General features: G+C 33.6%; 21 protein-coding genes, 2 tRNA genes and 1 riboswitch. Of the genes, 18 read left to right on the top strand and 5 right to left on the bottom strand.

What is annotated here, in order from left to right:
- Window positions 1-72: 72 nt before the first annotated feature.
- Window positions 73-2,712 (bottom strand): alanine--tRNA ligase, encoded by a 2,640-nt coding sequence (alaS, locus tag FJOH_RS09840; protein ID WP_012023970.1) that lies wholly within the window; start codon window positions 2,710-2,712, stop codon window positions 73-75.
- Between the two features lie 282 nt (window positions 2,713-2,994).
- On the opposite strand from alaS, the gene FJOH_RS09835 reads away from it, so the two are divergent.
- The 14 genes from FJOH_RS09835 to FJOH_RS09770 all read left to right on the top strand — a co-directional run bounded on the left by FJOH_RS09835 (window position 2,995) and on the right by FJOH_RS09770 (window position 16,066).
- Window positions 2,995-3,972: a peptidoglycan DD-metalloendopeptidase family protein gene (locus FJOH_RS09835; protein ID WP_012023969.1), complete on the top strand. Its 978-nt coding sequence runs from the start codon at window positions 2,995-2,997 to the stop codon at window positions 3,970-3,972.
- Between the two features lie 46 nt (window positions 3,973-4,018).
- Window positions 4,019-4,351 (top strand): MerR family transcriptional regulator, encoded by a 333-nt coding sequence (locus tag FJOH_RS09830; protein WP_012023968.1) that lies wholly within the window; start codon window positions 4,019-4,021, stop codon window positions 4,349-4,351.
- A 33-nt stretch (window positions 4,352-4,384) separates the two neighbouring features.
- Entirely contained in the window at window positions 4,385-4,969 is a 585-nt protein-coding gene (locus FJOH_RS09825) for a LemA family protein (protein ID WP_012023967.1), read from the top strand.
- A gap of 86 nt (window positions 4,970-5,055) precedes the next feature.
- A complete protein-coding gene (locus FJOH_RS09820) occupies window positions 5,056-5,493 on the top strand; it encodes a TPM domain-containing protein (protein WP_012023966.1) in 438 nt (145 codons plus the stop codon).
- Window positions 5,494-5,496: 3 nt separating this feature from the next.
- Window positions 5,497-6,315: a TPM domain-containing protein gene (locus FJOH_RS09815; RefSeq protein WP_012023965.1), complete on the top strand. Its 819-nt coding sequence runs from the start codon at window positions 5,497-5,499 to the stop codon at window positions 6,313-6,315.
- Window positions 6,316-6,397: 82 nt separating this feature from the next.
- Window positions 6,398-6,811 (top strand): RrF2 family transcriptional regulator, encoded by a 414-nt coding sequence (locus FJOH_RS09810; protein WP_012023964.1) that lies wholly within the window; start codon window positions 6,398-6,400, stop codon window positions 6,809-6,811.
- Between the two features lie 249 nt (window positions 6,812-7,060).
- Complete coding sequence (locus FJOH_RS09805; protein ID WP_012023963.1) at window positions 7,061-9,607, top strand: TonB-dependent receptor; 2,547 nt, start codon at window positions 7,061-7,063, stop codon at window positions 9,605-9,607.
- Window positions 9,608-9,920: 313 nt separating this feature from the next.
- A complete protein-coding gene (locus FJOH_RS09800; protein ID WP_044047632.1) occupies window positions 9,921-10,244 on the top strand; it encodes a zinc-ribbon domain-containing protein in 324 nt (107 codons plus the stop codon).
- A 44-nt stretch (window positions 10,245-10,288) separates the two neighbouring features.
- Entirely contained in the window at window positions 10,289-11,074 is a 786-nt protein-coding gene (locus FJOH_RS09795) for a hypothetical protein (protein WP_123875664.1), read from the top strand.
- Between the two features lie 138 nt (window positions 11,075-11,212).
- Window positions 11,213-11,974, top strand: coding sequence for a DUF1266 domain-containing protein (locus FJOH_RS09790; protein ID WP_159436629.1), 762 nt, complete (start codon window positions 11,213-11,215; stop codon window positions 11,972-11,974).
- Between the two features lie 26 nt (window positions 11,975-12,000).
- A complete protein-coding gene (locus FJOH_RS09785) occupies window positions 12,001-12,921 on the top strand; it encodes a DUF1266 domain-containing protein (protein WP_012023960.1) in 921 nt (306 codons plus the stop codon).
- Window positions 12,922-13,044: 123 nt separating this feature from the next.
- Window positions 13,045-14,616, top strand: a complete 1,572-nt coding sequence (locus FJOH_RS09780) for a DUF3137 domain-containing protein (protein WP_012023959.1) — start codon at window positions 13,045-13,047, stop codon at window positions 14,614-14,616.
- A gap of 13 nt (window positions 14,617-14,629) precedes the next feature.
- Window positions 14,630-15,178, top strand: coding sequence for a LemA family protein (locus FJOH_RS09775; protein WP_012023958.1), 549 nt, complete (start codon window positions 14,630-14,632; stop codon window positions 15,176-15,178).
- 150 nt (window positions 15,179-15,328) lie between these two features.
- Window positions 15,329-16,066: a DUF2490 domain-containing protein gene (locus FJOH_RS09770; protein WP_012023957.1), complete on the top strand. Its 738-nt coding sequence runs from the start codon at window positions 15,329-15,331 to the stop codon at window positions 16,064-16,066.
- 146 nt (window positions 16,067-16,212) lie between these two features.
- Here the strand turns inward: FJOH_RS09770 and FJOH_RS09765 are convergent, their stop codons facing one another.
- The 3 genes from FJOH_RS09765 to era all read right to left on the bottom strand — a co-directional run bounded on the left by FJOH_RS09765 (window position 16,213) and on the right by era (window position 21,645).
- Complete coding sequence (locus FJOH_RS09765; protein ID WP_012023956.1) at window positions 16,213-18,975, bottom strand: outer membrane beta-barrel protein; 2,763 nt, start codon at window positions 18,973-18,975, stop codon at window positions 16,213-16,215.
- Between the two features lie 149 nt (window positions 18,976-19,124).
- Entirely contained in the window at window positions 19,125-20,438 is a 1,314-nt protein-coding gene (der, locus tag FJOH_RS09760; protein ID WP_012023955.1) for a ribosome biogenesis GTPase Der, read from the bottom strand.
- A 325-nt stretch (window positions 20,439-20,763) separates the two neighbouring features.
- Window positions 20,764-21,645: a GTPase Era gene (era, locus tag FJOH_RS09755; RefSeq protein ID WP_044048269.1), complete on the bottom strand. Its 882-nt coding sequence runs from the start codon at window positions 21,643-21,645 to the stop codon at window positions 20,764-20,766.
- 116 nt (window positions 21,646-21,761) lie between these two features.
- Between era and FJOH_RS09750 the strand changes: the two genes are divergently transcribed.
- Window positions 21,762-21,834: transfer RNA gene (locus tag FJOH_RS09750), tRNA-Met, on the top strand.
- A 50-nt stretch (window positions 21,835-21,884) separates the two neighbouring features.
- On the opposite strand, the gene FJOH_RS09745 is transcribed toward FJOH_RS09750, so the two are convergent.
- Window positions 21,885-22,664, bottom strand: a complete 780-nt coding sequence (locus FJOH_RS09745) for a hypothetical protein (RefSeq protein ID WP_235023012.1) — start codon at window positions 22,662-22,664, stop codon at window positions 21,885-21,887.
- Between the two features lie 474 nt (window positions 22,665-23,138).
- On the opposite strand from FJOH_RS09745, the gene FJOH_RS09735 reads away from it, so the two are divergent.
- The 3 genes from FJOH_RS09735 (at window position 23,139) to FJOH_RS09725 (ending at window position 26,443) form a co-directional block, all read left to right on the top strand.
- Window positions 23,139-23,552 (top strand): helix-turn-helix domain-containing protein, encoded by a 414-nt coding sequence (locus FJOH_RS09735; RefSeq protein WP_012023952.1) that lies wholly within the window; start codon window positions 23,139-23,141, stop codon window positions 23,550-23,552.
- A 280-nt stretch (window positions 23,553-23,832) separates the two neighbouring features.
- A tRNA-Glu gene (locus tag FJOH_RS09730) sits at window positions 23,833-23,904 on the top strand.
- A gap of 154 nt (window positions 23,905-24,058) precedes the next feature.
- Window positions 24,059-24,296: riboswitch (cobalamin riboswitch) on the top strand.
- A gap of 185 nt (window positions 24,297-24,481) precedes the next feature.
- Window positions 24,482-26,443: a TonB-dependent receptor gene (locus FJOH_RS09725; RefSeq protein WP_200799095.1), complete on the top strand. Its 1,962-nt coding sequence runs from the start codon at window positions 24,482-24,484 to the stop codon at window positions 26,441-26,443.
- Window positions 26,444-26,455: the final 12 nt, after the last annotated feature.

Genomic DNA, 26,455 nt, shown 5'->3' with positions numbered 1-26,455 from the left:
AAAACCTGTCGGGTTTGTTATGAATTATAAAAAACTTAGTCCCTTAGTATCTTAGAACCTTCGCCTCTTTAACTATTTAACAAAATCCACCGCTTTAGCTAAAGCTTCCCCAATTCCATCAACATTTTTACCTCCAGCTGTAGCGAAGAAAGGCTGTCCGCCGCCGCCGCCTTGGATGTATTTACCTAATTCGCGAACAACTTGTCCTGCGTTTAGATTTTTGGATGCTACAATTTCTTTAGAGATGTAACAAGTTAACATTGGTTTTCCTTCATGAGCCGTTGCGAAAACTACAAATAAGTTGTTATAAGAACCACCTAATTCGTAAGCTAAATCTTTTGCTCCTTCTGGGTTTAAATCAACTTGTTTTGCTAAAAACTGAACGCCATTGATTTCTTGTAATTCTTTAGCTAAATCAGCTTTCATATTTTTAGCTTTATCTTTTAATAAAGCTTCTAATTGTTTTTTCAACTGTGCATTTTCGTCTTGTAATGCCAAGATCGATTTTACCGGATCCTGAGCATTTTTAAGTGCTTCTTTAATTTCTGCTAAAGAAACAGCCTGAGACTCAAAATATTCTTTTGCTGCTTCACTAGTAATTGCCTCTATCCTTCTAATTCCAGCTGCAACAGCTCCTTCTGAAACAATTTTAAAATGCCAGATATCAGATGTATTGGCAACGTGAGTTCCTCCGCATAATTCGACAGAATCTCCAAATTTAATAGTACGAACTAGATCACCGTATTTCTCTCCAAACAAAGCAATTGCTCCATCTTCAAGAGCTTGTTCTTTTGGAATAGCTCTTTTTTCGATTAATGGCAAACTCTCACGAATCCTTGCATTTACAAAGTTTTCTACTTCTAACAACTCTTCATCAGTCACTTTAGAGAAGTGAGAAAAGTCAAAACGCAATGAAGCATTTCTTACCATCGATCCTTTCTGCTCAATGTGCGTTCCTAAAATCTTACGTAAACCTTGGTGCAATAAGTGTGTAGCCGAGTGATTTGACGAAGTTTTAGCTCTCTGGTTTGCATCAACAACTGCATTAAAAGTCCCAGTAATATTTTCCGGTAACGATTGTGTTAAATGTATCGTTTGGTTATTCTCTTTTTTAGTATCGATAATATAGACGATATCACCGTTTTGAGCTTCCAGATATCCTTTATCTCCTGTTTGTCCTCCGCTTTCTCCATAAAATGGCGTTGCATTGAAAACCAATTGGAAAATCTCACCATCTTTAACACTTTCAACTCTGCGGTATTTTGTGATTTTTACTTGTTGTGATAATCTGTCATATCCAACAAATTCCTGAATATCATCTTCTACAATTACATTCCAGTCTCCAGCAGTCACTTTTGATGCTGCACGAGATCTTTCTTTTTGTAATTGCAATTGTTCCTGGAATCCTTCTTCGTCCAATTTCAATCCTCTTTCAGAAAGAATCAAAGCGGTTAAATCAATCGGGAAACCGTATGTATCGTACAATTCGAAAGCTTTTTTACCATCAATTGTATCTCCTGTATTATTTAAAATTACAGCATCTAAAAGAATTAATCCCTGATCTAATGTTTTCAGGAATGAATTTTCTTCTTCACGAATTACATTCGAACAAAGTGCTTTCTGCGTTCTGATTTCCGGGAAAGAATCTCCCATCTGCTCGCTTAAAGTTTCAACCAATTTATAGATAAACGGCTCTTTTGTCCCTAAGAAAGTAAATCCGTAACGAATAGCACGACGTAAAATTCTGCGAATTACATAACCAGCTCCTGTGTTAGATGGCAACTGACCATCTGCAATAGCAAATGCTACCGCACGAACGTGATCTGCCACTACACGAATAGCAATATTCATTTTATTTTGTTCTTCACTAATGCCTGTTACATCATTAGTTGTATATTTTGCACCTGTAATCGTTTCGATTTCTCTAATTAAAGGCATGAAAACATCAGTATCATAGTTTGATGTTTTTCCTTGCAATGCCATACACAAACGCTCAAATCCCATTCCGGTATCTACGTGCTGTGCAGGAAGTTTTTCTAACGAACCATCTGCTTTACGGTTGAATTCCATGAATACGTTATTCCAGATTTCAACAACTTGCGGGTGATCATTGTTTACCAGACTTTTTCCAGAAACTAAAGCTTTTTCTTCTGCAGAACGTAAATCAACGTGAATTTCAGAACAAGGTCCGCATGGTCCTTGGTCTCCCATTTCCCAGAAATTATCTTTTTTATTTCCAAGAATAATTCTGTCCTCGTCGATTAATGTTTTCCAGATATCCCAAGCTTCCTGGTCAAACGGAACGTTATCTTCTTTACTTCCTTCAAAAACAGAAACATAAAGATTCTCTTTTGGAATTTTATATACTTCTGTCAATAGTTCCCAAGCCCAGTTAATTGCTTCTTTTTTGAAGTAATCACCAAAAGACCAGTTTCCTAACATCTCAAACATAGTGTGGTGGTACGTATCAATACCTACTTCTTCAAGATCGTTATGTTTTCCTGAAACACGAAGACATTTTTGCGTATCGGCTATTCTAGGACTTTTTGGAGTTCCGTTTCCTAAGAAAAATTCTTTAAACTGGGCCATTCCCGAGTTATTGAACATTAAGGTTGGGTCGTCTTTAAGTACAATAGGAGCTGAAGGAACAATAGTATGACCTTTACTCTCAAAAAAATCTAAAAATTGTTTACGTACGTCTTGTGATTTCATATTTAAATTAGAAAATGTGTCTGTTTAAAATGTGTTGATTTGATAATGTGACAATTAGAAATTCTATCAAATTAATAATTCGTTAATTTTAAAATCGAAAATTAAAAACTTATGTTTTACAACAATAAATTGCCTATTTTGCGCATTATATAATTTATGTAATTCCCCCCAAATTATCAAATTATTTTGTTCTTGTAAAAAAGTCCCCGAATAACTGCAGCATTTAGCCATTTTGTTCGTCTAAGTTATTTTACAAGCTGCAAAAATAGCGTATTTTAAAATATGGCGAAAGTAAAATATTATTACGACTCAGAAAATCTGGCTTATACGAAAATAAAAACCAGAAAAAGAATAAAAATTGGTTACGCATTACTGTTTTTAGTAGCTTCGGCATTGTTTGGCTTTTTAGTTTTTGTACTTTTAATTAACACACCTTACTTTGAAACTCCAAAAGATCGGCTTCAGGCACGTGAAATTGAAAATTTAAAACTTCAATATTCGATTTTGAATAAAAAACTGGACGAAATCGACGCTGCAGCAGATGCCCTGGAAGAACGAGATAATAATATTTACCGGGTTTATTTTAATAAAGCAGAAATTCCCGATTCTATTAGAAAAGCGGGTTTTAGAAATCCTGAAAAATATAAAGCATTAGAAGGTTACAACAACTCTCAGCTGGTTTTAAATACCACAAAAAGAGTAGATAAACTTTCAAAAGAATTAGCAATTCAATCTAAATCATTAGATGAAATATTGAAATTAGCCGGAGCAAAAGAAAGTTTATTATTGGCGATTCCGGCAATTCAGCCTGTTCAGAATGAAAATTTAAAACGTGTTGCTTCTGGTTTTGGATACAGAATTGATCCTTTTACAAAAGTGAGAAAAATGCACAACGGAATGGATTTTACTGCCAACACCGGAGCTCCGGTTTATGCCACTGGTGACGGCGTTGTGGCAAGAGCAGATGACACTGCTTCGGGCTTTGGAAACCATGTTGTGATCAGGCACGGTTTTGGATATGAAAGTTTGTATGCGCATTTAAGCAAATACAACTGCAGACCCGGACAAAAAGTCAAAAGAGGCGACGTTATAGGTTATGTAGGAAGTACAGGAAGATCTGAAGGGCCACATTGTCATTACGAAGTACATAAAGATGGAAAAGTCGTAAACCCGCTGAACTTCTATTACGGCAATATTTCGGCAGCAGAATACGTCGCAATTTCGCAAATGGCAAATCAGGAAAATCAGTCATTAGATTAATACTGCAAAAAGTATTATTTTTGAAATAAATTAGAAATAAAAAAACATGCATATTGAGCTTTCAAAAGATAAAAGATATTACAGCATTGGCGAAGTAGCCAAAGCCTTTAATGTCAATGCATCCTTGATACGATTTTGGGACAGCGAATTTGATATCCTGAAACCTAAAAAGAACGCCAAAGGCAACAGAATGTTTACTCCGGAAGATATAACCAATCTTCAATTGATTTATCACTTGGTAAAAGAAAGAGGTTTTACACTTGAAGGAGCCAAAACGCATTTAAAAGAAGGTCAGAAGAAAACGTTAGATAAATTCGAAATAATACGTAAATTAGAGTCGATAAAAACGCAACTGAACGACATCAAAAACGAATTGTAATTAAAAATAGAAATAAACTTAAATTAAACAAATATGAAAAAGTGGTTAATCCCTGTTGGAATTATTGTAGCATTTATCGCTATCATCGCATTTTGGTCGATTGGAATTAAAAATACTGCTTTACAACACAGTCAGGCTGTAAATAAAGAATGGGGTAACGTACAAACGGCTTACCAAAGACGTAATGACCTTATTGGAAATTTAGTAAACACAGTAAAAGGTGCTGCTGATTTTGAAAAATCAACTTTAACAGCGGTAATCGAAGCTCGTGCAAAAGCTACATCTGTAACAATTGATCCAAGCAATGTAACTCCAGAGCAATTAGCACAATTTAACCAGGCACAAAGCGGTGTAAGTTCTTCATTATCTAGATTATTAGTTTCTGTTGAGCAATACCCAACTTTAAAAGCTAATGAAAACTTCCTAAAATTACAGGATGAACTGGCAAGTACAGAAAATCAGATTTTAACAGCTAGAACTCGTTTTAACGAAGCTGTACAAGTTTACAACGGATATGTTTTAAAAATTCCTAATAACTGGTTCTTGAGCGAGTATAAAGAAAAACCATACTTCGAAGCTTCTACAGGAGCAGACAAGCCAGTTGAAGTAAAATTCTAAAGATTTAATATTTTTGATTAGCGATTTTAGATTTCAGATTTAATCTGCAATCTAAAATCTACAATCTAAACTCTAAAATAATTTCCATGTCAAAAGTAGAAGATTTTTTAACCAAAGAAGAAGAACACGAAATTGTTGAAGCTATTCGCATGGCCGAAAATAACACTTCTGGCGAAATTAGAGTACATATAGAAAAAACAACTTCTAAAGTCCATTTCGACAGAGCTTTAGAAGTTTTTCATGAATTACGAATGAATGAAACTAAATTGCAGAATGGCGTACTGCTCTATTTTGCAGTTGAAGATAAAAACTTCGTGATTTGCGGCGATAAAGGAATTAATGATCTTGTTGCTGATGACTTTTGGCATTGCACAAAAGACATTATGACAAATCATTTTAAAGCCGGCAATTTTAAACAAGGAATTGTAGACGGTATTTTGAATGCCGGTGAACAGCTTAAAAAATATTTCCCATCTCAGGAAGACGATATAAACGAATTATCTAACGAAATCTCTAAAGGATAAATAATGAAAAATTCCAAAAATACAATCTCAAATTCCAATAGAATTTTTCAGTTTAGTTTTTTGTTTATCGCGTTTTTTATCTGCAATACTATTTTTGCACAATTTGATATTCCAAAAAAACCTGATTTTCAAACTTCTGTTTACGATTATGCCAACGTTTTAAGTGCTTCTGAAAAAACACAATTAGAAGAAAAATTAATTCGTTACTCAGATTCAACCTCAACTCAAATTGTTGTTATTACCATCGAAAGCCTTAAAGGCGAAGATATTGGAATCCTGACACCAAAATGGGCGCAGGAATGGGGAATTGGACAGGCTAAAGAAGATAATGGTGTATTAATTTTATTGGCTAAAGCCGAAAGAAGAATCTGGATTTCTCCTGGTTATGGTTTAGAAGATCGTTTGACGGCAGGAATTGGCGGCGAAATTACCAGAAATATTATTATCCCTGAATTTAAAGCAGGAAGTTATTACCGCGGACTTGATAAAGGTGCGGATGCACTTTTTGATGTCTTTAAAGGAAAATATAAAGGTGAACGCAAACAGTCTAAAGGAAACGATTTCCCAATACTGCCCTTTATTGTTATTGTTGTAATTGTTTTAATTTTACTTTCAAGAGGCAAAAGAGGCGGTGGAGGAAATTCTGGCAGCAATGGCGGAGGCCCAAGCCTGATGGATGTAATTCTTTTAAGCAGTCTTGGCAGAAGCAGCGGCGGTGGATTTGGAGGTTTTGGAGGCGGATCATCTGGCGGAGGCGGAGGCTTCGGCGGTGGATTTGGCGGAGGCGGATTCTCTGGAGGAGGTTCTGGAGGAAGCTGGTAGAAAAGAAAAAAGTTTTCAGTCACAGTTTTCAGTTAACAATAATTAATAATTTCATACTTTTACAAATTACAATTCAATATAGATGTTATCACATAAAGCAAAATACGCCCTTAAGGCCTTACTTTATTTAGCAGAACAAGACGAAAATCACATTTCCAGAACTGTGGAAATTGCTGATGGCGCTAATATTCCTAAAAAGTTTTTAGAACAGATTCTATTAGATCTAAAACGAGGACGTTTTGTAAGCAGTAAGCAGGGAAAATTTGGCGGATACTATTTGATAAAATCCAAAAATGACATCACTCTGGCAGAAATTCACCGATTATTTGACGGTGCAATTGCACTTTTGCCATGTGCTTCTTTAAATTTTTACGAGCCTTGTTCTGATTGCAAAACCGAGTCTGAATGCAGTCTGCGTCACGGTTTAATGCTTATTAGAGACAAAACTTTAAAGGCAATGGAAGGCATCACAATCGCCTCATTAGTAAAAAAATAAAAAAATATTTTCTAATTCCTAGTAAATCGATAGAATTAATATTTATATTTGCATAAAATATTTAACTAACCATTTACAAAATTTTTAACATGAAAGTACATTTTAGTTCATCAGGTGTCACAAAACTTTTGCAAAATAACCAAACAAAGCTTTCTGCTTCTGTAAAAAGAAATTCATCTATGATGTGTATATGTTGATTTAAAAAAAATTTATTTTAAATTCTACTAATCACATATACTTAATATAAAAATGAAAACATCAATACAAAATATCTTTACAATATTATTCTTTTTAACCTTCTCTATCTCATTCGCTCAAAATATTGAAGGTATAGTTACAACAAGTGAAAATGTTCCTTTAGAAGCTGTAAACGTAGTAGTTAAAGGAACTACAAATAGTGCTGTTACTGATAACAGCGGTAAATTTATAATCGATTCTAAAGGAAGACTTCCATTAACTCTTTTAATTCAGTATGTAGGATATACAACTGCTGAAATCGAACTTACAGCAATTCCAGCAAATCCGCTTCAGGTTGCACTTAAAGAAGAAAACGAACTTATTGAAGTTGTCGTTTCTTCAAGAAGAAGAATCGAAAAAGTTCAGGATGTGCCAATCGCTATTTCTGTAATTACAGGAAAACAAGCAGAACAAACCGGAGCTTTTAATGTAAACCGTATTAAAGAATTAGTTCCTTCTGTACAGCTTTATTCTTCAAACCCAAGAAATACAGGTATTAATATTCGAAGCTTAGGTTCGCCTTTCGGGTTAACAAACGACGGAATCGATCCGGGTGTTGGTTTTTATGTTGATGGTGTTTACTATGCTCGTCCGGCTGCCACTACTCTAGATTTTATTGATGTAGAACAAATCGAGGTTTTACGCGGCCCTCAAGGTTCTTTATTTGGAAAAAATACAACTTCGGGAGCTTTCAATATTACTACCCGCAAACCAAGTTTTACTTCTGGTGCTGATTTTGAGGTTAGCTATGGAAATTATTCTTTCTTACAGGCTAAAGCTTCTGTTACAGGTGCTCTAGGTAAAAAAGTGGCAGGTAGATTATCGTTTTCAGGGACTTCACGTGACGGTTTAGTTGACAATATTGCAACTGGAAGATCTACAAACACCTTAAATAATCAGGGAATTAGAGGACAATTGCTTTGGACTCCAACTGTAAATACAAATGTTATTTTTGCTGCTGATATTACAACGCAGCGCCCAGACGGATATGCTCAGGTTGTAGCTGGTGTTGCTCCAACACAAAGAGCAGCTTACCGCCAGTTTGACGCCATTATTGCCGATTTAAATTATCAATTACCAAGTTTAAATGCTTTTGACCGTAAAATTGATCAGGATACACCTTGGCGTTCTAATCAGGACATGGGAGGTTTCTCTTTAAATGTTGATACAAAAATTGGAGGCGGAACTCTTACTTCTACTACAGCATGGCGTTTTTGGAACTGGGATCCGTCAAATGACCGAGATTTTACAGGATTACAAGTTTTGGCTAAATCTCAAAACCCTACAAGACAAACACAAATTACACAAGAGGTTCGTTACGCAGGACAGATTACTTCTAAAATAAGCGGTGTTGCCGGAGTATTTTTTATTGACCAGACATCACAGACTGATGGAACTGAAGAATCTGGAAATGCACAATGGAGATTTTCTCAAAGCACAACAAGTAACTTATGGAAAACACCGGGGCTTTTTGAAGGATATGGAATTAAAACTGATGCAAGAATCAGAGCATCGAGTGCTGCTGTATTTGGACAAATTGACTGGGCAATTACAGATCGTTTACACATTTTACCTGGTTTAAGATATAATTTTGATAAAAAAGATGCGCATTACGCACGTACAACATACGGAGGTTTACAAACAACAGATCCACAGTTATTGGCTTTGAAAAAACTGGTTTATTCTGATCAGGCTTTTGATTCAAGTACTGACAATACTGACTTTTCTGGAAACATTACAGTTACTTTTAAAGCTTCAGACAAAATCAATGCTTACGGAACTTTTGCAAAAAGCTACAAACCAGTTGGTGTAAATGTTGCCGGACTTCCAACTAACTCTGCTGGTCAGCCGTTACTTGATCTTGCTGTAATTAAGCCTGAGAAAGTATACCATTATGAAGTGGGAGTAAAAACTTCTCCTTTTAGAAACTCAATTTTCAATATTGCATTATTTAAAACCGATATTAAAGATTTTCAAACTAACGTTCAGGCAGCTGAATTGGGTGTAAACCGTGGTTATCTCGCCAATGCTGATAAAGTACGTGTACAAGGTGTAGAAGTAGACGGAAGTTTTGTTATAAGTCCAAACTTAACAATAAACGGTGCTGTAACTTATACTGATGGTACTTATGTGAAATTTACAAATGCACCGCTGCCATTAGAAGAAACAGGAGCTCCAGTATCTTTCAAAGATGTTTCAGGAACTAATCTTCCGGGTGCTTCAAGATGGGCAGGATCATTAGGCGGTGAGCTTTCTGATAATGCAAGATTTTTTGGAAACGCAGGAAAAGTTTTCTTAGCTGTTGATTCTTATGCACGTTCTGAATTTTCATCAAGCCCTTCGGCTTCAAAATATTTAGTCGTTCAGGGTTATGCAATTTTTAATGCCCGCTTAGGTTTCCGCGCATCACAAGGTTTGTCTGTTCACTTCTGGGGTCGTAACCTTTTAAACAAAGATTACTACGAACAATTATTGCCTGCAGGTGGTAACGCAGGACAATATGCTGGTGTATTGGGAGACCAAAGAACTTACGGAATTACATTGAAATACAGCTTATAAACATACAAAATAAAAGCTAAAAACTAAATCAACGGGATATGTGTAAAGCATATCCCGTTTTTTTTGTTCTCCAAAAACCTAAATCAAACTCTCCATTTGATTTAGGTTTTTTTATTATAAAAATCTCCCATTAAACAATACTTACACCCCTCCCAAAAAATACCCTATTTTATTATACTTTAAACTTTTAGGGGCATTTTAGGAAAATTCTACATAATAAATTTGCTCTCGTTTTACAGCATTTACACAATTCACTAAAAATCAATTATTTAAAAAGAAATAAATTCTTGATTAATAACTATAAAAAAACATCATGATTGTTTACGGAACACGAACAGTAAAAACAAAAAAAGAGCAGACAAACAATATAACCTGTACAGGATGCGGGAAAAACAATACTACTCAAATTCAGTATTATCAAAAATACTATCATATTTGGTTTATTCCTATGATACCTTTATCCCGCTCAGGTGTAACGGTATGCAACAGCTGCGGATATAGTAGTGATGATCATACTATGCCAACTTCTTACATAGAGGAATATAAGACAAAACTTCCAAGTCCTAAAATATGGTTCTTCACTGGTCTTATTATTTCTATAATAATCACAATAATAGTTTACTGGAAAAAACATTAAATCATTTCACACTTCTTGTTAAACTTCTACCACAAATAAACATCATGAAAAAGACATATAACTCTAGTTCATTAAACAGCAATTTATTAATGGCTGCTGCTATATTATGCCTGACAATTGGTGCTGGTTGTTTTTTCATTTTATTTAAGTATTCTGAACAAATGCCAGAATTAGCAAATGAGTCAAAAAAAAGCCTTTTTCTTTTCCTAATTGGCGGTATTTTCTTTTTTGTACTATCACGCAAAATACTCCCAAAAGAAAGTTTTGAACTTTCAGAAACAGATATTACAGTTATCAATCGAAAAACCAAAGAAAGAAAACAAATCCTTATTAGGGATATCAAAAACGAAGTAAGCTTTTACAGCGGCAAAATGTCTTTATTACATCTTGGCTTTCAAAAAAATGATGATGATGAGTGGCACATTATTGATCCGCAGGTGAAAAATTATATGGAATTAATACAGAATTTTAAAAATCTTTATCAAAAACAACGTACGCCAATTTTAATTCAACAGCAGGACAACGGAAACGATATTATTTTTAAAACATCATCAGACAATAATCCAACTATGAATCAAATGGTTCATGACCCACTTTCAAGATTAAGCAAATACAATAAAAATATACTCGTATCCAAGACAAAAGTAATGATCAATAATAAAGACTTTTTCTTTACTGATATGCAGACTGCTTCTATTACTCATGATGGTAATATTGTAGCATTCAACAAAAGCGGTGATGAAATGTTTGTGATTTTTTATTCGCAGATAACAAGCCCTGATGTTTTTTTAGAACTTCTAAAAAACGGTTTACAAATACCTACTGCATAATTCATTCAATAACGAAAATTTTGCAATTTCATAGACAGGCATATTTTCTTTTGAACAAATAGAATTTAAAATTGAAAAAGATAAAATACTTAAAAGATAATTTTTTAAAACCAATTATTAAACATTAAAATGAACAAAATGAACAAAGTAAAACAGTTTTTTAACCTAAGTGCAACTCTTGTATTAACAACATGCTTTTTATTAACCGGATGCAAAAAAGGAAACACTGCTGATACAGCAAGTGAAACTACACGTTTTATAAATGGTACTTATGCTATTATGACTATGCAGAATCAAGGAGACTACAATTTAGTTGGCGGTCAGGACAGCAGCATGAAAGAACCTATAAAACAAATGCTGCAGCAATACTGGTCAATATCTGATTTAAATTCAGGAATGAAACAAGTTCAGGAACTTACATCTAAAAATGGAATGCACAGCAAAGAATTTGTTGACCAAGTAAAAGAACTTGGTATTGATAAGATGAGTAAACAAGAGTTTGAAACTAAACTAGCTGCTATTACAGATCCTGAGCAAAAAATTCATTTACAATTATTATATGATGCTTATACTGATCTTGGCTATAATGCTATTTTAGGATGGGATCTTGGCAGAGCTAACTTCTTGTTAACTAGTTTTTATGTAGCTGGTTTTAATGATGAAAATACAGCTTTAGACAAAGCATTAGAAGTTTCAAAACGTATTCAAAAAACTTTTAAATCATGGGATGAATACAACAGAAGCTACATGTATGGCTATTTATACTGGAGTAACGAAGATCCTAAAGACAGCTCATCAAAATACGCTGAACGTCAAGGATTTATTTCTGAATTAAAAAAAGATACAAAAAGTCCATTTCAGGTAAAATGGGATACGAAATTAGAAAAAGACTGGAAATAATCCTTTAATATTTACACACAAATAAAATGAGCAATACAGTTCATGGCGTAAGCCTACCAGAATATGCAGCCGCAATTGGTGCTTTGACAACTCAGTCAATTGATACTGATGCTGTACTTAAAGCCCTAAATATCACTTCTGAACAGTGGACAGAAGTATGTACTAAATATCAATTTGCTGCCTTGCAGGATATGGGCACATATATGCAATATTACAGTAATCCGGCGTTATGTCCTAAATTCAATTATCTTGCTGGTAATGAACAAATAAACAGCAACGCTGAAGCTAATTCAAGCTTTACTCAGCTAATGAATAATTTTTCAGGATTATTTGGCGGTGGTGATGACGATGATGACGATGACGATTTCGAAAACATTGAACCTGTACCTGATGACAAAAAAGAACTTCTTTCTATTGGTTCTATAATATTGCACCAGCATCCTACAGCTACATTTGAAATCAACGGTTATAAAAGTGATTTAAAAGAAATGCTTGAAAATGCCTGGAATATTACAGATCATGAAGATGCAGTTGAAATATTGGAATGGCTGAAAGATGAAGGTCACAGAGGAGAAGATGCAGAAATTGACGAAGATACTGAAGATGACATCAAAGAATATGAACAGGCACTGGCTCCCGCTCTAAAATTAAACATTGATGAAGACGGAAATCCAACTGACATTGATTCATGGGATATTGAGCGTATAGGTTCTGTAGCAAGATATTGTTATGCTGCCGGATATATAGACCAGCAAACTTGTTTACAATATTTGGAAACTGCCAGAAAAATGGCAAAAGAAAGATATAATAACTGGTCTGAGTATGCTGCTTCATTTATGACTGGCCGTGCATTTATGTACGGAGGCAGCCCTATAGACTTTGCAACCGTGATATTAGAAATGCTAAGCAGTAAAAAGAGCATTTGGAATACTTATCCATTAAAGTAGTTCTTATATTTCTTTTTACATGATTATTTTTTAGAGGGGCTTATAGTCCCTCTTTTTCCAACAGCTATATACTAGATTTTTTACTGTATTAAAAGATAAATAATTGCATAATTTAAAAATACAATGAACAATAACAACATACAAGAAATCCTTTTACGAGAACATAATCGTGATAAAAAATTAACCTATTATGCTTTCGCTCTTTATGCAGTAATCGGCATTGTGGTTATAAGTGTTTTATCTAATGTTTTCCTGTCTCGCTTCAGTGGAAATGAAAGTACAACAAGTACTCCTATTTATTACAAATTGATCATACCTATCATTCTTATTGCATTTGGATTTTCAATATTTAAAAAAATAAAAACACTTAATAATCGTCATTTATTAATAGAAAAGCTTTTTAATGATTTAAACGCAGGAAAAAAAGCTGCTTCAATAACACAATTTGTTGATTACAAGATAACATTACCGTTAGGCAAAATCAGAGTCAGGCTGTATCCTATAAATTTCGTTTGTTTTTCAATACAAAATGAAGTCTACAATTTACCTGTACCTCCAGGTATAGAACCGGACTTTAAGGTTTTATTGAGCGGTGTAAATATTGATCATGTAAACAATCTAAAAGAAAATCTTAATAGTGATAAGGTTATTGAAACTATCGAATCTGTTCCCTTAAAAACAATTCCTGAATTTAAGAAGTATGCTGATGCTGAATTGGCTCCTGAACTGGAAAACCTTGAAAAAAGCCGAAAAAAAGGATTGAACCTTTATATCATTGGAATAATTTTTTGTGTTTTGGTAGTTGGCGGATTCATGTTCTTCAATTATACAAAAGCAGCCGATCTTGCCAACAATCCAGAAAATGCTTCTTCTTATACAAGTTCTATTTTTATAGTATTTGGAATACTTTGTGCCATAATTTATCTGGTATACATACCAATTATGAAGAAAAGATATAAGCAGATTGGAGATTCAGGAGAAAATTACACTTCATTTAAAGAGCAGATTTTCAAGAAAATGATTGCTTTTATCAATCCGTCTTTTCAATATGTAGAGCATGGCTATATTGGAGCAAGAGAATTACACGAACTAGATATATTTAGAGATAAAAATTATGATGTTACAGGAAATGATCAAATACTTGGCAGCTATAATGGGGTTCCATTTCAATATTGTGACTTGTATATGAGCCATACACCAACTTTTCGTTTACAAAACGAATCGCCTGAAGAAGTTTTTTCCGGACAATTTTTTATGGCCAAATTCAATAAAACATTTAGTACACAAATTGTAATTTCTCCAAAGGCCGGAATTTCAGAATTTATTATTGGTAATTCTTTTTCTTCTAATATAGTGAAGCCTTCTGCTAAGATAATGCTGGAAGATCCAGAGTTTGCAAAAATGTTTGATGTATATGCTAATGATCAGGTAGAAGCACGCTATATTTTAACACCAGCCACTATGCAGAACATTAAAGATATTGCACATAAAGCAAAAGGAAGTCTTTTCTTCTTTTTTATAAACAATAAAATAATTGCGGCAAACAATAATCGAATAAACAAATTTGAAACTGGAGTAACTACCAAATTAAATCCAGAATTACTTGTTTCCTTTTATGAAGATTTATACAAACAATTTTCAATTATTGATGATCTAAAACTGAATATCAATATTTGGAAACAACAAGCTAATTAAAAACATTTACATTATGACAGCAATAATTTTAGGCATCGTTGTAATTGCCATAATCATATTTATAATTTCTGTTTACAACTCACTAAATGTACGAAGTAATCAAATTCAAAATGCATTCTCGTCTTTAGATGCTTTATTTATAAAACGAACTGAGCTTATACCTAATCTTGTAACAATTGTAAAACAATATACAAATTACGAAAAAGACGTATTAGAAAAAATTACACAATTACGTCAATTAAAAGCGGATACAACTGAATATAAAGCAGATAGTGAAGCCAGTCAAATGATGAAACAAATCATGCTGCAAGTAGAAAATTATCCTGATTTAAGAGCAAATACTCAATTTTTGAATTTGCAATATTCATGGACTGAATCTGAAGAACAAATAGCCGCCGGCCGTCGCTATTTAAGTGCATCTATTACTGATTATAATAATAGGCTTAGTACTTTTCCGGGGAATGTAATTGGTTCAAAATTTGGATTCAAAAAGCATGAATGGCAAATGGCAGCAGAAGCGCAACGCCAAAATGTAAATGCAGAAGAATTATTTAACAAATAATACATTCGAATAAAAAGAAACAGAAAACGAGATGTAAAGTATTTACATCTCGTTTTTTTATGTCCAAAATCACAAAAAGCTTTTAAAAACAAATTTTATTCTACATTAAATTAATCCTTCTTGTATATATTCGCAGCCTCAATCGAATAGATGAAGATTTTCAAATTACTATTTATTTTAGGGCTTATAAGTCCTTTTTTATCGGCGCAGAATATAAAGAAAACAGATCAGCAGACACTGACCTGGATTCGGTATTATAATATTCTTCCTTTAAGCGAAAAATGGGCTTTGCATTCTGAATTTGATAATCGCAGTTTTGTAAATCCAGTTCATCAAAATCTATTTGTTATACGAGTACAAGGCCGATACCGAGCCACTGAAACTATCGATTTGGGCAGCGGTTTTGCATACTTTAACGTAAACACACAGGATCCAAATATTGATCCTGACTTTTCGATTCCCGAATATCGCACACAACAAGATATTACTTTTATAAACGATATTGCAAAAATTACTTTTCATAATCGATTTCAGATCGAAGAACGTTTTACACAAAAAGCAACACGAACAGAATTACTTGACGATTTCTCCTTTGCATTCCGGTTCCGTTATAGATTACAATCTACTTTTGATCTTTGGAAAAAGGAAAAACAGAGTCTAAAAGCAACAATTTCTGATGAAATTTTATTGAATTACGGAAAAGATAACAAACGAAATACATTTGATCAAAATCGTTTTTATGCTGCGCTTCGCTATCACATTAATCCTAATATTGGTTTAGAATTAGGTTATTTAAAAAGTTTTCAAAGACGCACAAGCGGTGTAGATTTTTATGACCGTGATATCATCAGGTTTACTTTTTACCATAAAATTGATCGCAGATTTTAATAAAAAATCCTAAATCAAATTTGCAATTTGATTTAGGATTTTTTTATTCTATTCCTTTGTCCCTTTGAACCTTTGTCCCTTTGTCCCTTTGAACCTTTGAACCTTTGTCCCTTTGAACCTTTGTCCCTTTGAACCTAAAAGAAAACTTAATCTCTCGGTCTTCTCTTTCCTCCTTTTTCAGACCCTGTAAAGTTTCCTATTTTATAAGCCAGAGAAAACATTACATAACGTCTTAAAACCGTATTTTCTTCATCGCGGATTGAAGTTGCCGAAATGGTTCTTGTTGCACTTAAATTTTGATTTAAAACATCATATACTTTTACTTTAGCATAAAGTGTTTTATTTAAAAATCCATACGACAAACTCGTATTCCATAAATAAAAATCTTTTTTAAAGTCGCCTGAAATATTTGAATTATAAGTATAACCAAAATCATTTCCGAAGATTAAATTTTCTGGCCAGTAAGTTGTAGTTTGTAAATTGATTCTGTGTACAACATTTGAAGTAGCATCTCTCGAATAATTCTCGTATTTCGACTGGTTGTAGGATAAATTATAAGATGGTGCAATCGTCAGAACATCTCCATAATCGTATGATAAATATACTTTTGGCGTAATAGAAGTCGATTTTGCATTATACAAAACAGCATTTGTAAAACCTTTATCAAAAGTATAACCAGCATTTAATCCTAATCCGTAACGCAGTGTATGCGCGCCAGATTTTATAGACTGGTTCCAGTTTGCTCCAATCGAAGCATTATAAACACCCGAAATATTTACATACGTTGTCGTTCTTTTTCCGCTTTCATCATAAATTGAAGTCGAAACAATATCATTATCATAATAATCTCCTTTTATGTACAAGCTATACCCAGAACGAGAACGAAAATCGTAATTTCTGTAATTAAAATTAATACTGTTTTTTTCTACAGGATGCAGATCAGGATTTCCGATAATGGTATTCAATGGATTATTAAGATTTACAACCGGCATTAATTGTGCAGCCGATGGCAGAGTATTAGAATAATCGTATTTGAATGATAGATTTTTAGAACGGTCAAATTTATATCGCAGTACCGCTGTTGCAAATGGTAAAGCATATTTTTTACTTAAATCTGTCGCATTATTCAAATACAGTGAGTGATTATCAAAATTTACAATCGATGTTCGGCTGTCAAGGTTAAGCGTAAATTTATTTTTTTGAAGCGTAACTCCAACTTTTGGCGTAACCGAGTTTTGAATTGAACTTGTATAATTACTCAATGCTAAATTAAGATCGGTATATTCTTGTGTATCTGGATCAAAATTAAAAGTTCTTTCGTCGTTTGAAGTACTTTTCCAATCAAAATTAGATCCAAATCGTACTCGAAGCGAATCTGTTATTGGCTCAGTATATTCAATATCTGCCGAATAAGAATCGCTGGTGTTTTTCTTTTTTGTAGTTTGATTTCTTTCATCATTCGGCTGATTGTCCTGATAGAAAATCGTTTCCGAAAGATTTAAACCATCTGCCGTATTGTTAGTGTTGTTATTGGTAAAAACAAAACTAAAATTTCGAGATTTCTTTTCGAAAGATTTATTAAAATTGATTGTGTTTCCAAAATTGGTATTATCACCTTCAGAATATGATTTTGAAGTACTTCTGTTCAACTCGTTTCCATCTTCATCTTCAGAAAAGCTAGACGAAGTCGAATTACTGTTGGTTCTCGATTGATTCAATTTTGGTGCTACAACCAATCGAATACTTGGACTGATTTTATACTCTAATTCAAAATTGACGTTATTTCCTGTACTTTCATTTCTTGTTTTAGCTTCGGCCTCGGTTATAATATTTCCGGTTGGTAAAAAACTAAGCTGGTTTGATTTACTGTCGTTGTTATTAATGGTATTTGAGAAATTGTAACTTCCCATAGCCAGCAGTTTTTCAGTCCAGTCATCAGAGTAATTAACTCCCACTAAATTTGACTGCGTAATTCCTTTTCCACTAGAACCAGAGCTTGTACTTCCTCCTCTTCCGCTGCTATTTCTTCCGCCTCCCATATTATCAAAAACATCGTCCATTGAAAATCCGGTCGAATTGATATTGTTTGACGAAGCCAGTAAACTTATTTTCTGCTTGTTATTAAAATAATTCAGATTCACATTGGCTTCATAACGATCATCGGTACCATAACCGCCCATTATTTTTCCAAAATATCCTTTGTTTTTCTTTTCATCAATAGTAATATTAATACTCGAAAAATCTGAAGTTGATTCTTGTTTAGAAAGCTCTTCTTTTTTGGTTTTAAAATCAGAAACCTGAATTTTTTTAATAATATCGGCCGGCAGATTTTTAATGGCAATCGCTCCGTCTTTATCAAAAAACGTTTTTCCGTTTACCAAAACCTGATTCACTTCTCGTCCGTTCACCGTAATTTTTCCGTCATTATCGACATCAAATCCCGGCAGTTGTTTTAATAAAGTTTCAACATTAGAATCCGGACGGACTTTATAAGAAGCCGCGTTAAACTCTAACGTATCTTTTTTGATAGTAATTGGCGCTGCTTCGGTTTTTATAACAACGTCATTCAGCGTATTTACATTTTCTATCATGTAAAGTTTTCCGAAATCTTTGTTTTCAGTAAGCCCCTTGTATTCTTCGTAATAGGTTTGATATCCCATATAACTCACCTTTAAAAAAACAGGCTTTTCATATTTTTTGATATCCATTCTAAAAGCACCATTTTTATCTGTAGTGGCGTATTCGATAACGGTAGAATCTTTTATAGTAGTAAAATAAACAGTTGCCATTTCCAGAGGCAATTGTGTGTTAACGTCTAAAACGGTTCCTCTAAGTGTAACGTCGTTTTGTGCATTGGCAGTCAAAACAAAAAGGAATAAAAACGATAAAAATGAATAAATCTTGGTCATAAAATTGGGTTAGTTAGATTAGTTAGACTACAGAAAAAACAAAAGGTTTAAAATTTTATTTTTTAATTGTAGTTTTTACATTTATTCAAATAACGTGCCATTAAAATTATCATATAAAAAAAGTCCCCTTTTTTGGGGACTCTTTTTTATTATTTCTCTCTGATATAAATATCGATTGGCACTCCTGCAAAATCCCAATTATCACGAATTTTATTTTCCAGATATCTCTTATATGGTTCTTTTACATATTGCGGCAGATTGGCAAAAAATACAAACTGAGGAGTCTGCGTTGGCAATTGCATGCAATATTTAATTTTTACATATTTTCCTTTCATTGCCGGCGGCGGATATGCTTCGATAACTTTCAGCATATATTCGTTGAATTTTGAAGTAGAAATTCTTTGCTTTCTGTTTTCAAAAACCTGAACCGTAGCTTCTAATGCTTTTAATAAACGTTGTTTCGTTAAAGCCGAAACGAATAAAATAGGCACATCTGTAAAAGGCATTAATTCCTTGCGGATTTTCTCTTCGTAATCACGGCTTGACATGGTGTCTTTTTCAACTAAATCCCATTTGTTTACCAAGATTACAACACCTTTACGGTTTTTCTCTGCAAGCCAGAAAATACTCTGGTCCTGACCTTCAAAACCACGTGTCGCATCGATTACTAATATACAAACATCTGCATGCTCAATTGCTCTTACAGAACGCATTACAGAATAAAACTCTAAATCTTCTTTTACTTTTGCTTTACGACGGATTCCCGCAGTATCAACCAAGTTGAATTCGAAACCAAAACGGTCAAATTTTGTATCAATCGCATCACGTGTTGTTCCGGCAATATCGGTTACTATATAACGATCCTGACCAATTAAGGCGTTGATAAAACTAGATTTTCCTGCATTTGGGCGTCCTACCACAGCAAAACGAGGTAATTCTTCTGCTGCCTCTGCTGGTTCTGGTTTTTCTGGAAATGCATCAATTAAAGCATCTAATAAATCTCCAGTTCCGCTTCCTGAGATACTGGCGAAAGTATAATAATCTCCTAAACCAAGATTATAAAATTCTATAGCATCTTTTTCGCGCATAGCGTTATCTACTTTGTTTACAGCCAATAAAACAGGTTTTGTTACTTTACGAAGTAACTTTGCAACAGTTTCATCCATTGGTGTAATACCTTCTTCAACATCAACCACAAAAATAATAACATCGGCTTCGTCGATAGCAAGTTCTACCTGTTTACGAATTTCACCTTCAAATACGTCATCAGATCCGCGAACGTATCCTCCCGTATCAATGACAGAAAACTCTTTTCCGTTCCACTCGCTTTTACCATAGTTTCTATCACGGGTAACCCCAGATACTGAATCTACAATAGCTTCTCTTCTTTGTATCAGCCTATTAAAAAGGGTCGATTTCCCTACATTAGGTCTTCCTACTATCGCAACAATGTTATTATTCATTTTTTTTGAATTTTAGACTTTAGACTTTAAATTTCAGATCTTTAGCTGCCTAAAAACCGGATCACTAAAACCCTAAATGCCTTATTTAAATTTTTTGCAAAGGTAGTTAAAAAAGTGACTAAGTCACTATCCCGATAGCTATCGGGACCAAATACCTAAGTTTTTATCTTTTTTAGGAGCTATTCCTGCTATCCGTTTCAATCTTTTGTTCCGCTAAAGCTTCACAAAAGGATTTCCACTTCTATCAGGGCTAAGGCACCTATTTTCAAAAAGAACTTTCATTTAACGATTAAACAAATTAACGATTAACCGATTAAACAAAAGCCTATTGATTATACCCAAATCGTTTCAGCATATTGGCGTTGCTTCTCCAGTTTTTGTTCACTTTTACGTAAAGTTCAATGTGAATTTGTTTTCCGAAGAATTTCTCTAAATCAACGCGGGCATCTGTTCCTACTTTTTTCAAAGCTGCGCCCTTATGCCCAATAATGATTCCTTTTTGCGTATCGCGTTCTACCATAATTACAGAACGGATTCTGATAATCGTATCGGTTTCATGAAATTCTTCTGTTACTATTTCTACTGCGTATGGAATTTCTTTAGCGTAATTCAACAAGATTTTTTCACGAATCGTTTCGTTTACAAAGAAACGCTCTGGTTTGTCTGTTAACTGATCTTTAGGGTAATATGCCGGAGATTCTGGCAGTAATTGAATAATTCTCTCAAAAACTTCCGGGACATTAAAATTTTGAAGTGCCGAAATTGGGAAAATTTCAGCATTTGGCACTTTTTCTTTCCAAAAAGCAACCTGCTCTTCTAATTGTTCCTGATTTGAGTTGTCGATTTTGTTTAATAATAGTAAAACCGGGATTTTAGCATAAAAGATTTTTTTAAAGAAATCTTCGTCTTTTAAATTCTGCTCCCCTATTTCGACCATGTAAACTAAAATATCAGCATCTTCAAAAGCCGACTTTACGAAGTTCATCATCGACTCCTGCATTTCATAAGCCGGTTTTATAATTCCGGGAGTATCTGAAAGTACTATTTGAAAATCTTCGCCATTTACGATTCCTAAGATTCTATGGCGTGTTGTTTGTGCTTTTGAAGTTATGATTGATAATCTTTCTCCAACAAAGGCGTTCATTAGTGTCGATTTTCCAACATTTGGATTTCCGATGATGTTTACAAAACCTGCTTTATGTGACATTTGCATATTATTTATTTTGCAAAGGTAGTCATATCAAGTTAATACAGAAAATAAAACATTTTTTAAAGTTTTCGTTGGATTTCACAAAAATCGGCGTATCTTTGCACCCGAAACATCGCGGGATAGAGCAGTAGGCAGCTCGTCGGGCTCATAACCCGAAGGTCACAGGTTCGAGTCCTGTTCCCGCTACTAAGAAAAAAAGCTTCAGAGAAATCTGGAGCTTTTTTTATGTGTTTGATTTATTTAAAATGAATTGTTAGTGGAACTTTACTATTTACTGTTATGCCCATACTTTTTGCAGGAATCCATTTTGTTTCTAAAATGAATTCCTTTATTTTTTTTGTGTAATAAGCTGAGTACTTATAATTTTTTTTATTTTGAAACCTTAATTCAACATCTATATCAGTCACTTTACCATTTTTATGCAATATAAAATCCGCTGAAATCCAAGAATACTTATCTTTTTCTTTTCTAAATTCAAAATCTTCGGGATATTTTGCAATTTTAAAAAAATCGTTTTTATAATTTTTAAAAAAGTCTTTATAACTCTTATCATTTGGATATCTAGATATAGTATCACATTCTTCAAAAGCATAAATTTTATTTAGATTGTTTTCTACATATTGTTTTTCAGCAATAGTACGTAAAGAATCTATGAATTTTTTTCCATATCGCTTGTCTATTTCTTGTCGCATTTTATATGCATAACAATTTTGTAATTCACCTGGAACTGTACAATAAGAAACAGCAGAGCCAACACCAATATTATAGTTCGAAAGTAATTTGTTCATTTCCTTATTACTTCGATATTGCACTACCATTCCTAGATAATGGAAATAAGTTAATTTATTTTGTTTGATATCTTTTTCGGCATTTTTAGTTTCTGTCTTGCAAATTGAATCCCAATACTTATTTATTGTGTCTTCTTTTGGAGTTTGATTTTTTTTAGCTTGATTTTGAGGAGTTGATTTTCCACAACTAATTAGAGTCAGAAATATTACAAAATATATTATTTTCATTTGTTTCATTTTTTATAAAAACATTGTCTAACTTATTTATTTGCGCTACAAAACCATCAAAATTCGGGTCGATAGGTATAAATATCAAGTATTATTTATTTTCAAATTTATAATTTTTCCATTATAAATAATCAAAAGTACTTTTAATTAGATTTATGCTTTTTGGAACTTATACTAAAAGACTATACAAACACAAAACATAGAAAAAAATTAAGATATACATGCCAAATACGGTAATAATCCAAGATAATTTGGCTAGATATTGAATATTTCCCATTACTAAAATAAAAGCTTCAGAGAAATCTGGAGCTTTTATTGTTATATCTCGTTGTCCTAATCTTTCAAATTGACATTCCATATTTAGATATAATATCTGACAAAAAGTATATTTTCGGGATATTTTTTTATCTTTGAAATTCAGGTTTTTTTAATAGAAATGGCTTTATCTTTGAGCCTAGAAATCAAGATTCATTTATGGAACAGAAAATTCATCAGGGAAGAAACGTAAAACGTTTTAGAGAAATGCTCAACATAAAACAGGAAGCTTTGGCTTATGATTTGGGCGAAGACTGGAGCCAAAAAAAGATTTCTTTGCTGGAACAGAAAGAAGTAATTGAGGATAATCTGCTTAAACAAATCTCTTCAATATTGAAAATTCCTGTTGAAGCTTTTCAAAACTTTGATGAAGAACAAGCCGTAAATATTATTTCCAATACGTTTAATATTGAAAAAGATGCTTATATCGGAAATTCTAAACCTGTATTCAATATCAATCCATTGGATGAATTAAAAAAACTGCACGAAGAAAAAATTGCTTTGTACGAACGCATGCTAAAAGAAAAAGATGAAATGATGGCAAGACTTGAAAAGCTATTAACGAATAAATGATTTTTAAAATACAGAAGAAAACATACAAGAATATTCCCTCAAAAGAATATTTTTTCACTTTTTTTTAAATTATTTTTTCTCAATAAAATTTTCTTCATTGGCTCTTCTAAAACTAAACAACAAATTATATATCAAATAAATACAAATTTATTAATCTTACTTATTAAAGAAAAACGATCATCAAAAATGATCTTTCAATAAAATTATTTTAAAAATTTTTCTCAAAATCCTTTGTACATCTCAAAAATAGTTGCACTTTTGCACCCGCAATAACAAAGCAGGTCCGTTCGTCTATCGGTTAGGACGCCAGGTTTTCATCCTGGTAAGGGGGGTTCGATTCCCCCACGGACTACAAAAAGCTTCAGAGAAATCTGGAGCTTTTTTTGTTTAAAATAATCTGCTCTAAATATCAGTTATCAAAACTGAATTTTCAATCAATAAGTCTCTGAAAAAAGCACAGAACATTTTTTTTTCAAAAACAGCACCATAACCCAGCTTAGTTTATTTACCTTTGCACCCGCATTGGTTTAGCTGCAACTTTTCGAGGGCAGCTAACGAAGAGGGAATCAGGTGCAAATCCTGAACAAGCCCGTTACTGTAAGTTCCATGCAACATTTTGACAGACAAAAAAGCTTTTTGAGGCTTTTAAAATCTAATCTTTTGCCACTGCATTTTTCATCAAATGTGGGAAGGCGGTTCAAAATGGGAATAAGTCAGGAGACCTGCCACTGCAAATAAATTCAGGCTTTCGCGGACCAAAGCTTTGAACAAGCGCAATATCAAACTAACATTTGATTTCGATTTTTTCCGTTTAAAACTATTTGTTACAAATAGACCATTTTTTTATGCACGTATGTAAACAAAGGCCGTTAAGCCTAATACATTGTGGATTTTGTTTTTTGCTTTGGATTTTGTTCTCAAATCCAATTTTGGCACAAAACCATCCCAAATCTAAAGAAGTTGATTCTTTAAAACCGCTTCCGTTAAACGAAGTTATTCTAACCGCAAGCAAACGCGAGTTCAGGATAGAGTCGCCTATGCCTGTCCAGATTTTATCTGGCAAACAGCTCGAAAACCTTAACAGTCTTTCTATTGCCGATGCGGTTCGTTATTTTTCAGGCGTACAGTTAAAAGATTACGGCGGAATTGGCGGTTTAAAAACCATTAACGTCCGCAGTTTAGGAAGCGCTCACACAGCAGTTTTTTACGATGGAATGACGGTTGGAAATGCTCAAAACGGACAGGTTGATTTAGGAAAATATTCGCTTGATAATATTGAAGCCATCGAACTTTATAATGGTCAAAAGTCTACTATTTTTCAGCCGGCACGCGGGTTTTTCTCTTCTAATACTTTATTCCTAAAATCGAAAGTTCCCGTTTTTGAATCGGGTAAAAATGCAAATGTCAGAGCTTCTTTTAAAACCGGATCTTTCGGACTGGTGAATCCTTCTGTTCTTTATCAGCAAAAAATAACTTCTAAAACAGCTCTTTCATCAAATATCGAGTGGACGAAAGCCGATGGAAAGTACAAATACAGGTATCAGAAAAAAGACGGCTATGACACAACAGCCGTTCGTCAAAATGGAGATATAACCGCTCTTCGCGCTGAATTAAACCTAAATACAAAGTTTGGAACAAACGGACAAGCCAATCTTAAAGCCTATTATTACGATTCTGAAAGAGGTCTTCCTGGCGCTATTTTAGCCAATCGGTACGAATATGTACAGCGTCAATGGGATCGGAATTTCTTTATTCATGCTTCGGTACAAAATTCTTTTTTCGAAAAACACGAAATGCTGGCAAATGTAAAATTCAGCCGTGATTACAGCCGTTACATCGACCCGGATTATAAAACTCTTGAAGGGGCATTAGACAATAAATATTACCAAAACGAATTTTACGCTTCGATTGTTAATCTCTACAACATAAAAGACTGGTGGAAAATGTCTTTCGCTGCCGATCTTTCTATAAATACACTCGATGCTAATTTATACCATTTCCCCTATCCTACCCGATATTCTTATTTAGGAGCACTTTCGAGCGAAATGCATTGGAAACGTCTGGATATTCAGGCAAATTTACTGGGCGCTTATATTGATGAACAAGTCAAATATTACCAGCAGGGAGACAGCCAGCATGTTTTTTGTCCGGTTGTATCAGCTTCTTTTCAGCCATTTGATGTAAAGAATTTTAGAATCAGAGCATTTTATAAAGAATCTTTCCGAATGCCGACTTTTAATGATTTGTATTACACTTTTATCGGAAACAGCTTTTTGCGCCCGGAATTTACAACTCAATATGATTTTGGAACCACTTATCTTATCGAACCTAAAAAGTTTTTACAATCGGCTTCATTTCAGGCAGATGTTTATTACAACCGCGTAAAAGACAAAATTGTGGCAATGCCGTCTTCTAATCTTTTTAGATGGACGATGATGAATTTGGGAGAAGTTGATATTCGCGGTTTAGAAATCAATACCAATTTGGTTTTTAAATTTCCTGAACAAATATTTTTAGACTTAGGCCTTAGTTATACCTATCAGCAGGCAATCGATATTACGCCAAAAGGCACTACTTATGGCGATCAAATTCCTTACACGCCTAGAAACAGCGGTACTTTAACTTCTTCTATTAACTGGAAAAACTGGAATTTAAACTACAGTTTTATTTATACAGGCGAAAGATACAGCCAGAAAGCCAATATTCCTGTCAATTATGTAAAACCTTGGTACACGAGCGACATGGCGCTTATCTGGAACGGAAAAATTGAAAAACTTCCTGTAAAAATAAGCGGTGAGGTCAACAATTTATTCAATCAATATTATGATGTCGTACTCAATTTCCCAATGCCGGGAAGAAATTACCGATTAAGTATGTCTATAAATCTTTAAACCAAAACAGCA

Source organism: Flavobacterium johnsoniae UW101 (genome assembly GCF_000016645.1).
GTDB lineage: Bacteria > Bacteroidota > Bacteroidia > Flavobacteriales > Flavobacteriaceae > Flavobacterium > Flavobacterium johnsoniae.
The sequence above is the reverse complement of the archived record's forward strand: the minus strand, read 5'-3'. Positions and strand labels throughout refer to the sequence as shown.

What these genes read in the sequence shown, in the direction of transcription:
- FJOH_RS09805 (WP_012023963.1), top strand. Translation starts at nt 7,061, where the DNA reads ATGAAAACATCAATACAAAATATCTTTACAATATTATTCTTTTTAACC.
- FJOH_RS09800 (WP_044047632.1), top strand. Translation starts at nt 9,921, where the DNA reads ATGATTGTTTACGGAACACGAACAGTAAAAACAAAAAAAGAGCAGACA.
- FJOH_RS09820 (WP_012023966.1), top strand. Translation starts at nt 5,056, where the DNA reads ATGTCAAAAGTAGAAGATTTTTTAACCAAAGAAGAAGAACACGAAATT.
- FJOH_RS09770 (WP_012023957.1), top strand. Translation starts at nt 15,329, where the DNA reads ATGAAGATTTTCAAATTACTATTTATTTTAGGGCTTATAAGTCCTTTT.
- FJOH_RS09810 (WP_012023964.1), top strand. Translation starts at nt 6,398, where the DNA reads ATGTTATCACATAAAGCAAAATACGCCCTTAAGGCCTTACTTTATTTA.
- FJOH_RS09775 (WP_012023958.1), top strand. Translation starts at nt 14,630, where the DNA reads ATGACAGCAATAATTTTAGGCATCGTTGTAATTGCCATAATCATATTT.
- FJOH_RS09830 (WP_012023968.1), top strand. Translation starts at nt 4,019, where the DNA reads ATGCATATTGAGCTTTCAAAAGATAAAAGATATTACAGCATTGGCGAA.
- der (WP_012023955.1), bottom strand. Translation starts at nt 20,438, where the DNA reads ATGAATAATAACATTGTTGCGATAGTAGGAAGACCTAATGTAGGGAAA.
- FJOH_RS09735 (WP_012023952.1), top strand. Translation starts at nt 23,139, where the DNA reads ATGGAACAGAAAATTCATCAGGGAAGAAACGTAAAACGTTTTAGAGAA.
- era (WP_044048269.1), bottom strand. Translation starts at nt 21,645, where the DNA reads ATGTCACATAAAGCAGGTTTTGTAAACATCATCGGAAATCCAAATGTT.
- FJOH_RS09815 (WP_012023965.1), top strand. Translation starts at nt 5,497, where the DNA reads ATGAAAAATTCCAAAAATACAATCTCAAATTCCAATAGAATTTTTCAG.
- FJOH_RS09745 (WP_235023012.1), bottom strand. Translation starts at nt 22,664, where the DNA reads ATGAAAATAATATATTTTGTAATATTTCTGACTCTAATTAGTTGTGGA.
- FJOH_RS09835 (WP_012023969.1), top strand. Translation starts at nt 2,995, where the DNA reads ATGGCGAAAGTAAAATATTATTACGACTCAGAAAATCTGGCTTATACG.
- FJOH_RS09795 (WP_123875664.1), top strand. Translation starts at nt 10,289, where the DNA reads ATGAAAAAGACATATAACTCTAGTTCATTAAACAGCAATTTATTAATG.
- FJOH_RS09790 (WP_159436629.1), top strand. Translation starts at nt 11,213, where the DNA reads ATGAACAAAGTAAAACAGTTTTTTAACCTAAGTGCAACTCTTGTATTA.
- FJOH_RS09825 (WP_012023967.1), top strand. Translation starts at nt 4,385, where the DNA reads ATGAAAAAGTGGTTAATCCCTGTTGGAATTATTGTAGCATTTATCGCT.
- FJOH_RS09785 (WP_012023960.1), top strand. Translation starts at nt 12,001, where the DNA reads ATGAGCAATACAGTTCATGGCGTAAGCCTACCAGAATATGCAGCCGCA.
- FJOH_RS09780 (WP_012023959.1), top strand. Translation starts at nt 13,045, where the DNA reads ATGAACAATAACAACATACAAGAAATCCTTTTACGAGAACATAATCGT.
- FJOH_RS09765 (WP_012023956.1), bottom strand. Translation starts at nt 18,975, where the DNA reads ATGACCAAGATTTATTCATTTTTATCGTTTTTATTCCTTTTTGTTTTG.
- alaS (WP_012023970.1), bottom strand. Translation starts at nt 2,712, where the DNA reads ATGAAATCACAAGACGTACGTAAACAATTTTTAGATTTTTTTGAGAGT.